This window comes from Acidocella sp. KAb 2-4, from assembly GCF_020567705.1.
Lineage (GTDB): Bacteria > Pseudomonadota > Alphaproteobacteria > Acetobacterales > Acetobacteraceae > Acidocella.
Map to the genome: position 1 here is coordinate 52171 of NZ_JAJDJU010000014.1, position 14211 is coordinate 66381.

General features: G+C 54.6%; 16 protein-coding genes. 13 read left to right on the forward strand and 3 right to left on the reverse strand.

Annotated features, from left to right (window positions below; translation table 11 throughout):
* Positions 1-83: 83 nt before the first annotated feature.
* From LI953_RS10450 to LI953_RS10495, 10 genes are all read left to right on the forward strand, one after another.
* On the forward strand, positions 84-449 hold the full coding sequence (locus LI953_RS10450; protein WP_227076015.1) for a hypothetical protein: 366 nt from the start codon (positions 84-86) through the stop codon (positions 447-449).
* A 116-nt stretch (positions 450-565) separates the two neighbouring features.
* Positions 566-2005: a multicopper oxidase family protein gene (locus LI953_RS10455; RefSeq protein WP_227076016.1), complete on the forward strand. Its 1440-nt coding sequence runs from the start codon at positions 566-568 to the stop codon at positions 2003-2005.
* Positions 2006-2034: 29 nt separating this feature from the next.
* The gene (locus tag LI953_RS10460) at positions 2035-2493 is read left to right on the forward strand and encodes a DUF411 domain-containing protein (protein WP_227076017.1); all 459 of its coding nucleotides are present in this window, start codon (positions 2035-2037) and stop codon (positions 2491-2493) included.
* A gap of 33 nt (positions 2494-2526) precedes the next feature.
* Positions 2527-2898 carry a hypothetical protein gene (locus LI953_RS10465; RefSeq protein ID WP_227076018.1) on the forward strand — a complete coding sequence of 124 codons (372 nt, stop codon included), beginning with the start codon at positions 2527-2529 and terminating at the stop codon, positions 2896-2898.
* A gap of 79 nt (positions 2899-2977) precedes the next feature.
* On the forward strand, positions 2978-3457 hold the full coding sequence (locus LI953_RS10470; protein WP_227076019.1) for a hypothetical protein: 480 nt from the start codon (positions 2978-2980) through the stop codon (positions 3455-3457).
* Positions 3385-5619: a protein-disulfide reductase DsbD gene (locus LI953_RS10475; protein ID WP_227076020.1), complete on the forward strand. Its 2235-nt coding sequence runs from the start codon at positions 3385-3387 to the stop codon at positions 5617-5619. The genes LI953_RS10470 and LI953_RS10475 overlap by 73 nt, the downstream gene beginning before the upstream one ends.
* Positions 5616-6230, forward strand: a complete 615-nt coding sequence (locus LI953_RS10480; protein WP_227076021.1) for a class I SAM-dependent methyltransferase — start codon at positions 5616-5618, stop codon at positions 6228-6230. Before LI953_RS10475 ends, LI953_RS10480 begins: the two co-directional genes overlap by 4 nt.
* Positions 6227-6892: an SCO family protein gene (locus LI953_RS10485; protein ID WP_227076022.1), complete on the forward strand. Its 666-nt coding sequence runs from the start codon at positions 6227-6229 to the stop codon at positions 6890-6892. The genes LI953_RS10480 and LI953_RS10485 overlap by 4 nt, the downstream gene beginning before the upstream one ends.
* A complete protein-coding gene (locus LI953_RS10490; RefSeq protein ID WP_227076023.1) occupies positions 6889-7449 on the forward strand; it encodes a TlpA disulfide reductase family protein in 561 nt (186 codons plus the stop codon). The genes LI953_RS10485 and LI953_RS10490 overlap by 4 nt, the downstream gene beginning before the upstream one ends.
* Before the next feature lie 103 nt (positions 7450-7552).
* Complete coding sequence (locus tag LI953_RS10495) at positions 7553-7861, forward strand: hypothetical protein (RefSeq protein WP_227076024.1); 309 nt, start codon at positions 7553-7555, stop codon at positions 7859-7861.
* 236 nt (positions 7862-8097) lie between these two features.
* Here the strand turns inward: LI953_RS10495 and LI953_RS10500 are convergent, their stop codons facing one another.
* Genes LI953_RS10500 through LI953_RS10510 form a run of 3 tightly spaced genes read right to left on the reverse strand, consistent with a single transcriptional unit; the run spans position 8098 to position 11841 of the window.
* On the reverse strand, positions 8098-8796 hold the full coding sequence (locus tag LI953_RS10500; RefSeq protein ID WP_227076025.1) for a DUF4396 domain-containing protein: 699 nt from the start codon (positions 8794-8796) through the stop codon (positions 8098-8100).
* Positions 8793-9272: a Cu(I)-responsive transcriptional regulator gene (gene cueR / locus LI953_RS10505; protein ID WP_227076026.1), complete on the reverse strand. Its 480-nt coding sequence runs from the start codon at positions 9270-9272 to the stop codon at positions 8793-8795. Before cueR ends, LI953_RS10500 begins: the two co-directional genes overlap by 4 nt.
* Before the next feature lie 55 nt (positions 9273-9327).
* Entirely contained in the window at positions 9328-11841 is a 2514-nt protein-coding gene (locus LI953_RS10510; protein WP_304505190.1) for a heavy metal translocating P-type ATPase, read from the reverse strand.
* Positions 11842-12042: 201 nt separating this feature from the next.
* Here LI953_RS10510 and LI953_RS10515 point away from each other — a divergent pair, with 201 nt between their 5' ends.
* The 3 genes from LI953_RS10515 to LI953_RS10525 all read left to right on the forward strand — a co-directional run bounded on the left by LI953_RS10515 (position 12043) and on the right by LI953_RS10525 (position 14188).
* Positions 12043-12219, forward strand: coding sequence for a heavy-metal-associated domain-containing protein (locus tag LI953_RS10515; RefSeq protein ID WP_227076055.1), 177 nt, complete (start codon positions 12043-12045; stop codon positions 12217-12219).
* Positions 12220-12284: 65 nt separating this feature from the next.
* On the forward strand, positions 12285-13802 hold the full coding sequence (locus LI953_RS10520) for a multicopper oxidase family protein (protein ID WP_227076027.1): 1518 nt from the start codon (positions 12285-12287) through the stop codon (positions 13800-13802).
* A 98-nt stretch (positions 13803-13900) separates the two neighbouring features.
* Positions 13901-14188, forward strand: coding sequence for a hypothetical protein (locus tag LI953_RS10525; protein WP_227076028.1), 288 nt, complete (start codon positions 13901-13903; stop codon positions 14186-14188).
* Positions 14189-14211: the final 23 nt, after the last annotated feature.

Below are 14211 nucleotides of genomic sequence, written 5' to 3' on the forward strand. Positions count from 1 at the left end.
CTGTCACGTGGGTAACTAATCCGTGAGGCGACGGATGCGCCGCTACTTGAGGCTAACCGGTTCATGGCTTATCATAATCAACGATGGACCTTTACAAGGCATTTGGACGCGGGATTTTGGCGCTGATCATTGTGATCACGTTGTCCGTCCCGTCGTTCGCCCGCGCCATGTCGATGCAAACCAGTCAAGCTCAAGCGAATATGAGCGTGATGGTTGGTTGTCATGGGCAGCCTTGTAGCGACCATCAATCCAATAGCCCTGTTCAAAACAAAGCTGCAACCTGCATGACAGCTTTCTGCATCGCTCCTCTTCTTTTGGCGCCAAACCCGGTGGCGGTTTTTAGCACCGTGTCTTACCCGATAGTTCATCGGGTTATTGCCGCGACGTTCCCGCTGGGTATGTCGCAAAACCCTGACCCATACCCTCCCAGACAGAATCACCTGATTTAACCGCCTCCGAAATTTCGGAAGGCGGTTCTAGCAGCTTGGTTGGCGCTTAGCGCCAATTTGCTTACGATTTTACCAATCTATTCGGAAATCGTGGTTCATCTGTTGAGGATTGTTTCATGTCGAATTTTTGGCCGGAGGCGTTGAGTCGCCGGCGTTTACTAATGGCGAGTAGTGCCGCTTTAACGATACCTCTATTTGCTGCCCAGCGTGCCGTCGCCGAAGGCGACAAGGATATAGTAACCCTCAAACCCGCGCCAGGTTTGGCGCCGATCATGGGGGCTGGGCAGGCGGAGACGCCGGTCCTTGCCTATAACGGCATGGTCAGTGGGCCGGTGTTGCGACTGGCGCAGGGCAAGCTGTTTCAGGCCGATGTTATAAACGGACTGAATGAAGGCACGACGGTTCATTGGCATGGCATCAGCCTGCCCAACGCCATGGATGGCGTGCCCGGCCTGACGCAAGCCAGCATCAAGCCTGGTGGCAGTTTTCACTATGCTTTCACACCGCCGGATGCCGGCACATTCTGGTATCACCCGCATGACCATACAGCCCAGCAAATGGGCCGCGGCATGGCTGGTGCGTTGATTGTTGAAGAACCAGAGCCGCCCGGTTTTGACCGCGATGTGCTCTGGGTTCTCCAAGACTGGGAACTGCTTTCAGACAATCAGATTGTTGATGGCTTTGATAATGAGATGGAAGGCATGATGTCGGGCCGCATCGGCCCGACGGTGACGATTAACGGTACAATCCCGACGCCGGTATCCATCCGAGCTGGTGAGAGGATCCGCCTGCGGCTGATTAATGCTTGTCTTGCCCGCTTTATGGCGCTGCGCTTTGCCGGGCATCGTGTTGTCGTGATGGCACTGGATGGCCAACCGGTTGCGCAGCCATTTGAGCCGGATGGTGGTCTAACCGTAATTGCGCCGGCACAACGTGTGGATCTGCTGCTTCAAGCAACCGGCGAGCCTGGAAGCAAATACCCGGTTACGGACGAGTTTTATGGGAATAACCAGAGCTATAAGCTGGTTGATCTAGCTTATTCAGGAGATTCAAAATTAACCATCTCCACGAAGCCGATTATTCTACCGCCTAATCCGGTTCCCAAACCCGATCTCACAAACCCTGTTCGCCATCAGCTTACCATCGTTGGTGGTGGAATGAGCGGCATGGGTATGGGAGGCATGATGGGTGGAATGGGGATGATGGCTGACGGAAATGCCGCCACGCCCCAAATATGGGGTATCAAAGGACCCGACGGTTTAAACCAGGGCATGGCGCCGATTTTGACGCTGCCGCTGGGCCGCACTGCCGTCATTAGCCTAATCAACCAGACCAAATGGTGGCACCCCATGCATTTGCATGGCTACAGTTTCCATGTGCTCTCGCGTAATGGGAACGCCGAGCAATTCCCGCACATCCGCGACACAGTGATCCTGCGACCGAAAGATACGGTGACAATCGCGTTTGTCGCCAACAATCCGGGAGATTGGATGTTTCATTGCCACGTCGTCGAACACCAGGATTTTGGCCTGATGACCGTAATTCGTATCGCCTAAAATTTGTATCAAACAAGGAGTCAAAAACAATGAATAACATGCTAAAATATGCAGTATTCGCGCTCTCGGCGGTGACGCCGTTATCCGCAATCGCGGCACCTATCCAGGCGACATTATATAAAAACCCTGAATGTGATTGTTGCCAGAACTATGCCCAATATCTCGATAAAAACGGCTTTGATGTTAAAGTTATACCGTCACCAAACCTCGATGCCTTGACTCAGGAAGCTGGGGTGCCGACAGCATTAAATGGGTGTCATCTCACGAAGATTGATGGTTATGTGATCGAAGGTCATGTCCCAGCTTCGATTGTAAAAAAACTTTTGACGGAGCGACCTGCGATTAAAGGCATTGCCATTGCGGGCATGCCGGCAGGTGTACCGGGAATGCCAAGTATGACGGGCATGAGCTCCGGCCCGATCAATGTTTATGAGGTTGGAACATCGACCCCCGTCATTTATGCGACGGTTCAACCGGGCGAATTCTAAGAAACTACACGCAACCAACAAAGGAATAAGTTAATGATCAAAATCGCACAAGTTATCGCAATATCAACCGTTTTAGTTGGAGTTGCAGCTGGTATTTCGACGGCGCGAGCAGCCACGCCGCCTGCACCAACAAATGATATGACCGCAGGAAATGGCGGTGGAATGATGGGTGGCGGCATGATGGGTAGCGGTATGATGGGCGGAGGCGGCATGACGGCCGGCCATGATAAAACGAAAGGAAAATCCGGCGGTGATATGATGGGCATGATGAATATGATGGCGTCATGCTCCAATATGATGACAGCACAAATCAACATGATGAATGCCATGACAAACGAGATCAATGCTCAGACAAAGCTGCTAAATCAAGAAGCGGCGTCTGGTGCTGGCTCGGCTCAAAAATAAGCTTTGAAATAAATGATTGGACGGGGATGCACGATTAAATCCGTGCATCCCCGCGCCCAACTCGCTGAGGAACCAGATTTTGAAGGATGTTATTTCAATAGAGCCGACATCAGTGATACAATGGCAATTTATTCGTCGTTATATGCTCACCATGGCGGCAGGTAATCTCCTCTGGGAAATTCTCCAGCAGCCATTCTATACATTGTGGCAGACAGCTTCTCTGGTTTATCTGACTTTTGCGATCGTGCATTGCTGGATCGGTGATGTGATGATTGCGGCGTCCTGCCTTGCTCTAGGGATATGCACGTCACGCATTCTACGATCGAGACAGTTTTTCCCAGTGGGTGCTTTTGTGACCCTTCTTGCAGGATTAGCTTATACAATATTCAGCGAGTGGCGAAATATGTCCATTCATCATTTCTGGACTTACAGCGCTTACATGCCACGACTACCGTTCGTTGGAACCGGTCTTCTACCCATATTACAATGGATTTTAATTCCGATGCTTTCACTCTATTTGGCGCGGAAATTGTCATTGAAATTGATGGCTATCTCATGAACGTTATCAAAACGAAGCTTCAATTTATCGCGTTGACGCTGTGTCTAAGCCTCACACTACAGACATTAATATCTCGGTCTGCTTTTGCTGCAACAACGCCGTGGGTTGGCGATGGCAACGCAGCGGCCAGATTGATTACAGCCGTGGAAGCGACGGGCTCAGCCGGACAAATCGATGCTGCTCTACAGATACGCTTGGCACCAGGCTGGCACGCCTATTGGCGCAGTCCAGGCGACGCAGGATTTCCGCCATCGATTGATTGGGGTGGCTCCGAAAATTTAAAATCTGCCCAGTTATTCTGGCCCGCACCGAAGCGTTTCATCCTAGATGGTTTGATCACCCAAGGCTATGAGAATAGCGTGGTACTGCCGATTGCGGTCACGCTCGAGCGAGCAACTCAGCCAGCGCGCCTGCAGGCCAGCGTGCGTTATGCAGCATGCAAGGATATTTGTGTTCCTTATACCGCGAAGTTCACGTTGCCGCTCCCTTCCGGCGTGGCACTTCCGGGGCCAGAGGCGTCGATGATCGCCAATGCGTGGACCACTGTTCCAGGAACACCAGCCGAAGCGGGGCTTGGAGTTTCATCGGTTGTTATTTCACGTGTCGATACCCCAAGTCCGGGATCGGTTCTTTCGGTTATAATCGACATGGGCTCAAAGCCTCTGTTATATCCTGATGTTTTTATAGAGGGATTACTAGGCTCCGCACCGGGTGCTCCGACGATTACGCTCAATCCGACAAATCACCGTGCCATTTTAAGTGTGTTTCTAAAAAACCATGCCGCTGCATCGATCGCCGGCAAAAATTTGCAGTTTACATTAGCGGGTGGGACGCAGCCCGCGACATTTGCGGCCGCACCTGTAGATGGTCCGCTGCCTGCACAATCAAGTGACCAGAATACTCCCGGCATTATCCTCATCGCACTTCTCGGTGGTTTGATTTTAAATGTTATGCCCTGCGTATTGCCGGTGCTCTCGTTGAAGCTATTCGGCCTGATATCAGCAACCGGCACACAAAGACTGCAGTTCAGGTTCAATCTTCTGGCGACCGCAGCAGGTGTTGTGTCTTCCTTCCTTGTGATCGCAACGCTTTTAATTCTTCTAAAAATAGCCGGTCAGGCGATCGGTTGGGGGATTCAATTCCAGCAGCCGTGGTTTCTGGGTACCATGGCGGTTGTTACCACATTATTTGCGGCAAACCTTTGGGACTGGCTCCCGGTTTCGACGCCGAGCTTTGCGCGACACGCGGCAGGGGTCGGCATGCGTAGCCATCCTCGCATCCTGGCTTTTTTCACGGGAGTATTCGCTACCATTCTGGCCACCTCCTGCTCCGCCCCCTTTGTGGGCACCGCAGTTGGTTTTGCCCTGGCGCGCGATCCTCTCACAATTGTCCAGATTTTCGTGGCACTCGGGGTCGGCATGGCCTTTCCTTATCTTGCCGTAGCAGCGCTACCCGGACTGGCCCGTTTTTTGCCAAAGTCTGGCCCGTGGATGATCAAGCTTCGGGTCGTTTTGGGATTTGCACTCCTTGGCACGGCAATCTGGTTAATTTCTATCATCGCCGCAGTCGTTTCATTAATGGCGGCGATAATTTCCAGCGTCATCTTGCTGACTTTCTTGGTCATCTTGTTTCTCCGTCATCGAACACCTCTTGTATCGTCAAAACGCCGTCGGATTTGGTCAGGCGTAGCCGCAACCGTGGCATTCACTGCGGTCATTACGCCAATTGTATTTCAACGATTGGAAACTCAGTCGACGCCTATCGAGGCGAGTTTCGATCCAGTATTCCAACCTTTTGAGCAGTCTCGCATAAATGAACTGGTTGCCAAAAATAAACTGGTTTTTGTTGATGTGACCGCAGCGTGGTGTCTTGTATGTAAAGTCAACGCACTCACGGTCTTGGAGCGTAACCCTGTAGCGGCGCAATTACGGTCGGCAAATGTCGTCGCCATGCGCGCTGACTGGACCCGGCCGAACCCAATTATCACCGCCTATCTGGAAAGCTTTCATCGCTACGGCGTACCGTTGGACGTCATCTATGGGCCGGGTGCGCCGTCTGGAATACTTCTCCCAAGTCTGCTGACGCCAGGTGCCGTGATGGATGCATTTCAACACGCTGGCACCCCCATTCATTCCAACAATCGAGCAGAGGCTTCACAATGAATTTTTATGAGCGTCATATCCTGCCGCCTTTGCTAAATTTTGCCATGGGACAAAAACAGCTCCAACCATTCCGTGAACGTGTGATAGCGAGTGCAACCGGCGAAGTGCTGGAACTCGGTATCGGATCTGGGCTTAATCTGACGCATTACGGGAGCAGCGTGCGCTCAGTAACCGGTGTAGAACCATCGGCAGAACTGTTGAAAATGGCTGAGCACCTAGTAGATCGGGCCATTGTGCCGGTAGAATTGTTAAAAGCTTCCGCCGAGGATTTGCCGATGGAATCTGCTTCCTTTGACACAGTTGTCACCACCTGGACACTTTGCACAATCCCGAACGCGCATAATGCACTACAGGAAGCGAGGCGCGTACTCCGGCCAGGCGGCATCCTGTTATTTGTTGAACACGGCCGTGCGCCGGAAGCGAATGTCGCCCGATGGCAGGACCGGCTTGACCATGTCTGGGGATCCATCGCAGGCGGCTGTCATCTAAACCGTAAAATCGATGCTCTTATCACCGATGCAGGGTTCGATATTCAGATATTGCATCATCACCGAATACCTGGACCACGAACGCATACGTATTTTTACGAGGGGCAGGCTAGGCCCCTATGAGAATCATCCGAGGTCTTGCGATCGGTACTGGAATCGCGGTTGCTGTATTAATCACTATGGTGGCGATTAATCCGGCGCTGCTTAAGCATGTGGCATCAAGCTTACTAGCGCCAGTATCTGGTTCAGACAATGGCGGACAAATGGCCACGACAACCAATTCGGGAATTCCACCTGGAGCGCCAATCGGTGGTTCATTCCAGCTGATAAATCAGCTCAGCCAGCCGGTAACCGATGCCACCTATCACGGCAAATATATGCTGGTGTTTTTCGGCTATAGCCATTGCCCTGATGAATGTCCCCTGACATTGCAGAAGATGGTTTTGATTATGAATGCGTTGGGACCATTAGCGCAGCATGTTGCACCGATTTTTATCACGATTGATCCAACGCGCGATACGCCGCCTGCCTTGAAAGCCTATCTCTCAAAATTTGGACCAGATTTGATAGGTCTGACGGGAAGTAACGCGCAGATTGCCGGCGTGGCCCATGAATATGCTGTGGCGTTCAATACGAATGATCTCGAAGCATCCGGTGCGAGTTTGATCAGCCACTCGACATATATCTACCTTATGGGTCCGGATGGAAAATTTCTAAACCTGTTTCCGTTTACCATAACTGTTACTCAGCTAACTTCAGTCCTGAAAGCCCAAATAAACTCATGATCGAGCGCAAGACAATGCCACGCCGGATCCTGTTGCGCACGGCTTTACTGGCGCCCCCTTTTGCCATGGGAGCAAGCCAGGTTGCGAAAGCGCAGGAATTGCCTGATCCGCAGATGGACCAAACAGCGCCAATCGCAGTGCCACTATTAAAATTTACGACAGCCGCCGGAACGCCGATCAGCCTTAAGAATTTCAAGGGTAAATTTATTCTTCTCAATATCTGGGCGACCTGGTGTGGACCATGCCGTGAGGAAATGCCGACCCTTGACCGTTTGCAAGCCAAACTCGGTGGCACGCATTTTCAAGTTGTGCCGATATCCATTGATGCGGGTGGGCTGGCACCCGTGCAGCAATTCTACCACGAAATCGGCATAAAACATCTTGGCATCTATTTGAATATCACTGGCGATGCCATGGACGCCCTAAATTTAGAAGGTATTCCGGCTAGTTTTCTTATTAACCCAGCTGGATTGCAAATCGCCAGTCTCGCCGGTGCTGCTGATTGGAGCAGCCCATCAGCCGTCGCTTTTTTTCAAAAGGCGATGGCCGCACCCTAACTTCAACTCAAATGGAGAATTTACAATGAACTGTTGCTCACCTTCACCAAACTCTAACCCAACATCCCATCAATCCGGCCTCTCTCGTTGGCGTTCACGCCTGATGGGACGCACCGGAATCGTTCTTGGACTAATCGCTATTGGCGGCGGCGCTTTGGCTTTTGGCGGTGGCTGGGGAAAGCTGGTCGCCATAGGTGTTGCGCCAATAATACTTTCAATCCTACCCTGTTTGGTCATGTGCGGCCTTGGATTTTGCATGATGGGTATGTGCAAAAACAAGTCCCATCCTCCAACACAGCCCTTCGGCCAAAATAATTTCCGCGAAGGCAACAGGTATATGATGCAAGGCAACTCATTGGAATCAACGCCTCAAACAACGCCCTATGCTCAGAAACCATTCTCTAAAAGTTAAAAGGTTCGCGAACCTATTCCATAAAAAATGATCTGGTTGAAAGCTTAAAAAAATACTCGATCGAGTAGCACTTTTTGGTCTGGCGGCATTCTAATGATCTTCTTAAATGAAAGTTGACAAAAATGCTTGTATTCTCAAAGCGGATTGGTCCCTTAGATCGCAGCAGTAATCACGTAACTTTGGCAGGATTCCAGGTTGCATTCGAGCACGTTTTCGATGAAGATGAGCGTACACAGTTACATAGCTTCCTTGATGCCGGCACGGACAAGAAACCAATTCATAGGGTACGTGGTCGCGAATCCAATGATCATGCCGATCTGCATCATGAACCAATAGACCGGGCTGTCGGGATGTAGTTGTGGTCCAAAAAACACGAAACGCATAAGCGTCATCCAGCCGAACAACCCAACTTCAAAGGCGGTTAGCGACAGGAAATCCGCCTTGACCGCTGCGATGATCCCATCCTTCAGGCCGAGGCCGCGCATCGGTGCGATCGAAAAATATTGGAAGGCCACACCCAGGGTGAATGCAAATGCATAGTCGAGCAAAAGCTCGGTGCCGAAAGTCGAGCCGACAAATGCCGCCCCTGTGAAGAAAACCAGAAACTCCGCGATGATATCGCCGAGTGTGCAACCGGCACCGCAATGGGTTGAGCCTACAAAAGTGGAGACCCAAAAGGGCTGTTCCGGTTTTTTGTGATGGCGATGGCCGCTATTTTTTGATATTTTGGCAGGTTGCGGCTTCGCGGCGCGACCGAGCGCATAATAGGCCCAGAGGCCAATCGGCCCGAAATAGAGTGCGGTTATCGGCCAGACCGGATTCATCACTGCCATCGGCTGAGGCCGTTTTCGAATATCAATAACGGTCAGCGCTGCAGATGCAAACGCGGTGATCAGTGAAACGATCGAGACAATTGTGAGCCAAGGTGGGATCATGCATTTACTCCTTTTTGGCGGCGCGTTCCTGCGGTGGGTACCTTGACGGCGCAGGTACCTTGATCCTGCGTTAATTTGGTGGGCTTTACGGCTAGATCGTCCATAATAGGGCAGTTGGGGCGCTGATCTCCACGGCAATGATCCGCGAGGTGCTCGACTGCCCGCAACATGACTTCCATCTCGGCGATCTTGCGGCGGAGGGAGGTGGCGTGATCGAGTGCGATCCGCTTCACATCGGCACTGGCGCGCGCCTCATTGCGCCAGAGCGAGAGCAGACGTTCGATATTGGCAATCGAGTATCCGAGATCACGTGCCCGCCTGATGAATCGAAGCGTATGGATATCGCTTTCGGTATAGGTCCGGTAATTGCCTTCGGTGCGTCCAACGGCCGGCAACAGCCTTATGCTCTCGTAGTAACGGATCATTTTCGTGGAGACGCCGGATTGTTTTGCCGCGTCGCTGATAGTGTTCGGCATAATGGCCTCGGTCGTGTCGAGATTGTGTATAATTTCAAGCAGCTTTCTGAGTCGTCTAACTGGCGATTGCAATTTTGACGTCGGGCTCAGGCGCAACAATCCGAACCGCGCGTCCGTTCGGCTTCCAGCGGCGCAACAGCAGCGCGTTGGAGACGACGCTGACGCTGGAGAAGGCCATGGCAGCGCCGGCGATCACCGGGCTGAGATAGCCGAGGGCGGCAAGTGGAATTCCCACTACGTTGTAAAAGAAGGCCCAAAATAGACCCTGACGGATCTTGGAAAAAGTGCGGCGGCTGATGTCGATTGCGTCCGCGACAAGTGCTGGGTCGCCGCGCATCAAGGTCATTCCAGCGGTATGTATCGCAACGTCTGAGCCGGTGCCCATGGCGATACCAAGATCTGCTTGCGCAAGCGCCGGTGCATCGTTCACGCCGTCGCCCACCATGGCGACGATACGCCCCACCTTCTGCAGGGCATGGACAGCTTCGGCTTTGTGCTCGGGCAGGATTTCTGCCTGCACGTCGTCGATGCCGAGTGAATGAGCTGCGACTCGCGCGCTTCCCGGATTATCGCCAGTCAGCATCGCGACGCGCAGCCCCCGGGCATGCAGGGCGGCAACCGCTTGCCGCGCCGTGGATTTCAACGCATCGCCGAAGCCGATCAGGCCAATGACGCGCGGATCGGGACCTGTCTCGATCAGCCAAGACACGGTGCGTCCTTCCTCCTGGAGTGCGGTGGCACGGGCCTCCAACACGGTCGAATCGAGACCGTTTTCCTCGATCACGCGGCGCGAACCGAGCACCAGTTCATGTCCATCGACGGTTGCTTTCATGCCGCGCCCCGGCAGCGTCCGTACATCCGTTGAATGTGGTGGCCGGATACCATCGGCTTTTGCCCGCTCGCGTACGGCCTTGGCGAGCGGGTGCTCGCTTGCTTGCTGTACCCCGACCGCGAGACGCAGCAGTTCCGCGACTTGGGCACCGTCCACCGCTTCGAGTGCGATAATCGAGGGATTGCCTTCGGTGAGCGTGCCAGTCTTGTCGAAGGCTACGGTGTCTATCCGGTGGGCGATCTCCAGGGTCTCTGCGTCCTTGATCAGGATGCCATATTTTGCTGCGACGCCGGTTCCCGCCATGACAGCGGTCGGCGTGGCGAGGCCGAGCGAGCACGGACAGGCGATGACCAGCACCGAAACAGCAGCCAGGATCGCGTGCTCGACTTGTCCGGTCGTAAGCCACCAGGCCAAAAAGGTCACCGCGGCGATACCGAGCACCACGGGCACGAACACCGCGGCGACCCTATCGACCAGCTTCTGCATCGGTGCTTTCGTCGCCTGGGCATTCTCGACCAAACGCACGATGCGCGCGAGCGCCGATTCCGCGCCGACCGCGCTGGTTTCGACAAGGAGCAATCCTTCTCCATTGATGGCACCGCCGATCACCTTGTCACCCGGCGACTTCAGCACCGGCAGGCTCTCACCGGTCAACATGGATTCGTCAGCAGCGCTTTCGCCTTCTTGGATTACGCCGTCTACTGGGATGCGCTCGCCAGGCCTGATGACCACGATATCACCCACCGTCACCTGATTGACCGCGACTTCGCGTTCCGTGCCGTCGGTTTCGCGCAGGCGCGCCCGCTCCGGGCGCAGTGCCGTGAGCGCGCGCAATGCCTCTCCGGTCTGGCGCTTACCACGCGCCTCCAGCCATTTGCCGAACAGCATCAGGGTGATCACGATTGTCGAGGAATCGAAGTAGAGCGCTGCGGGTGTTGTTCCCGTCGCCCAAGCGCGGATGAGTAGCCAGAGGCTGAGCCCATAGGCAGCGGAGGTGCCCAGGGCGACAAGCAGGTCCATGTTGCCAGTGCCTGCCCGCAGCGCTTTCCAGCCGGCACGGTAGAAGCGCCCGCCGAGCCAGAATTGCACCGGCGTGGCGAGGGCGAGCTCCACCCAGCCGGGCAACTCAAACGGGCTGCCGGTAAGACGCAGGATCATAATTATAAATAACGGTGCGGTGAGCAGGGCGGCGATACGGACATGAATCAGCGCTGCACGAGATTCATGCTTTTTTCTGTCGTCTTCCGAAACGCCCCGTCCGGTGAGGCGTGCTCCGTACCCGGCATGCTCCACCGCGGCGATTAGTGCCGTTTCGTCAACGCCGATTCCGCTGACACGCGCCATTTCGTTAGCCAGATTCACACTAGCCGATGTGACGCCTGAAACTTTGTGTAACGCGCGTTCCACCCGCGCGACACAGGAGGCGCAAGTCATGCCGTCGATCGCCAGTTCGATATCGTGGCTTGCCACACCGTACCCAGCCTTTTCAACGGCAGTCACCACGGCGCCAATATTGGCCTCGGCACTCGCGAATGTGACCTGCACATGCTCGGAACTCAGGTTGACTGATACCGCAGCGACGCCGGGCACATGCTGAATCGCCCCTTCGACCCGCGAAACACACGACGCGCAAGTCATGCCCTCAATAGAGAGTTCAATCCGGCTTGAATTACCTCCCTGCGGGACTTTGGTGGTTGCCCCCGCGACCATACTTGCGGTGTTCATCACAATCTCCATTGTCGGACCCCTTACCGATCATGCTCATCTGGTGATTACCACAGTGGGAAGGTCAAGGGGTTGATTCTGTGCTGGCCGGGTATTGACATTCCCATTGTGGGAAACCCCATCTTAATGGAGATCGGTGTGAATAGCTCATTCCGACAGAAATTATTTCAATTCAGATGGAGACTGGCGATGTTGGAATTCAAAGTTGGCGGTATGACGTGTGGCCATTGCGTCCGGGCTGTGACTAATGCGGTTCACACAGTTGTTCCAGGTGCGGACGTCGCGGTCGATCTCAATCATGGGGTTGTCAAGATCGATGGCGACCTGGCGACGATCCCGACCGAGGCCGTGATTAAGGCCATTGAGGATGAAGGTTACAAAATTCATTGACTGCCCCGAACGCGGGATCGGCTGACCCTTTCAGGCAGCTGCTGAACAAGAAAAAGGATAAGAAGATGACGATGGTTTCCCGCCGTGGCCTTATGGCCGGTGGCCTGTCACTGAGTGCGATGACCGCGGTTGGTGCCCATGCCGCTACGGCCATCGAGTCCAAGCGCCGACTGATCGCGGACACACGCAGCCTGGAGGTGAACGGTCGCGCGGCGAAGGTGTTTCGTTTATCCGATGAGGCTGGGCGCCCTGGCCTTACTTTGGCGCCAGGCGAGCGGTTCCAGGTCGAGCTCGCTAATCAGACCGCCGATAACACGATCATCCATTGGCACGGTCAGCTCCCGCCATGGACCCAGGACGGCTTCCCCTGGCCACAGACTCCACCAATCGCTCCGGCGGCTACACGCACTTATGACTACGCGCCGATCCCAGGAACTTACTGGATGCATTCACATCAGGGCCTGCAGGAGCAGAGCCTGATGACGGCGCCGCTGATCGTGCGCGATGCGATCGAACTCCGCGAGGATCGCCAGGAGATCGTGCTCATGCTGCATGATTTCAGCTTCAGGAGTCCTGACGCGCTGTTGGCCAGCCTGACTGGCCAAACGCCTTCCCAAATTCGCGCGTTGGCCACTACGAGCGAAAACGTCTCCGCATCTTCACCACCACAGGTATCGGGCGAAAATGCGATGGGCATGATGCAAGGCATGCAGGGTATGGGTACCATGTCGAAGAAAAACGTTATGGGATCCATGGGCGGCATGAAGATGGACCTGAACGACATCGACTATGATGCTTTTCTGGCGAATGATCGCACCTTGAGCGATCCCGAGATTGTTCAGGTGGAACGTTCGGGGCGGGTCCGTCTCAGAATCATCAATGGGGCCTCATCTAGCCAGTTCTGGGTCGATTTAGGCGCGTTGGCCGGTCATGTGGTGGCGGTTGACGGCCACCCGGTGTACCCGGTGGCGGGCCGGCGCTTTCCTCTGGCAATCGCGCAGCGGCTCGATATCCTGGTTGACCTGCCAGGTGCTGGCGCGTTCCCGATCCTGGCGCGGCTGGAGGGTACACGGAGATGCACCGGTATTGTGCTGACAACACCTGGGGCATCGGCTCCCCGCATCGACGAAACCGGGCTCGACAGGATGCAACCAATCGACAATTCTATGGAGACGCGGTTGGTCGCACGCGCGCCGCTCGCGCCCCGCCAGCCCGATCTTGTACACCGGATGGTCCTCGCGGGCGGTATGAAACCCTATTCCTGGTCACTGAACGGGGAATACTGGCCACATATCACACCGCTGGTGCTCCAGATGGGCCAGCGTGTGGAAATCGAGATGGTCAACAATTCGATGATGGCGCACCCGATGCACCTTCACGGCCACGCGTTTCAGGTCATCGCGGTGAACGGTCAGCCGATCAGGGGCGCCAAGCGAGACACCGTGCTAGTTACGCCGATGGGCAGCGTGCGGATCGCCTTCGATGCTAACAACCCTGGGCGTTGGCCGCTCCATTGCCATAATCTCTACCACATGATGACGGGTATGATAACCGAGGTCCGCTATGACAGCATCAAGGTTTAGGAACGGGCTGATATGCCGGCAATCATCAATACCTCTGCGATTTGGTGCCTGCGTTGCCGCGAGAAAGATGCCGCTACTCAGCCGGACCTACGCCAAGAATGGCAAGGAAGATTTCGTACGATCTGGTCGGCGTCGACCTCGCCGATCTGGCATCGCAGGTTCAGGCGTTTCTGGAGCAACAGCCGGTCAGCTACCCGATATGGACGGATCCGGGAGGCAGAGGAAAATCACGGTTGACCACGCTTTTCGAAAAAACCGGCGACTTCGCGGTGCCGCCGACGATCTTCGTTGGCCGCAGGGGCATCATCAAGGCAATGTATGTAGGGAAGCTCACGGCGACGACCCCTGCTGTAACCTCCAGAAAATCCAGGGTACATAACAGCTAATGGTCCTATCCCGCGGCGGCACT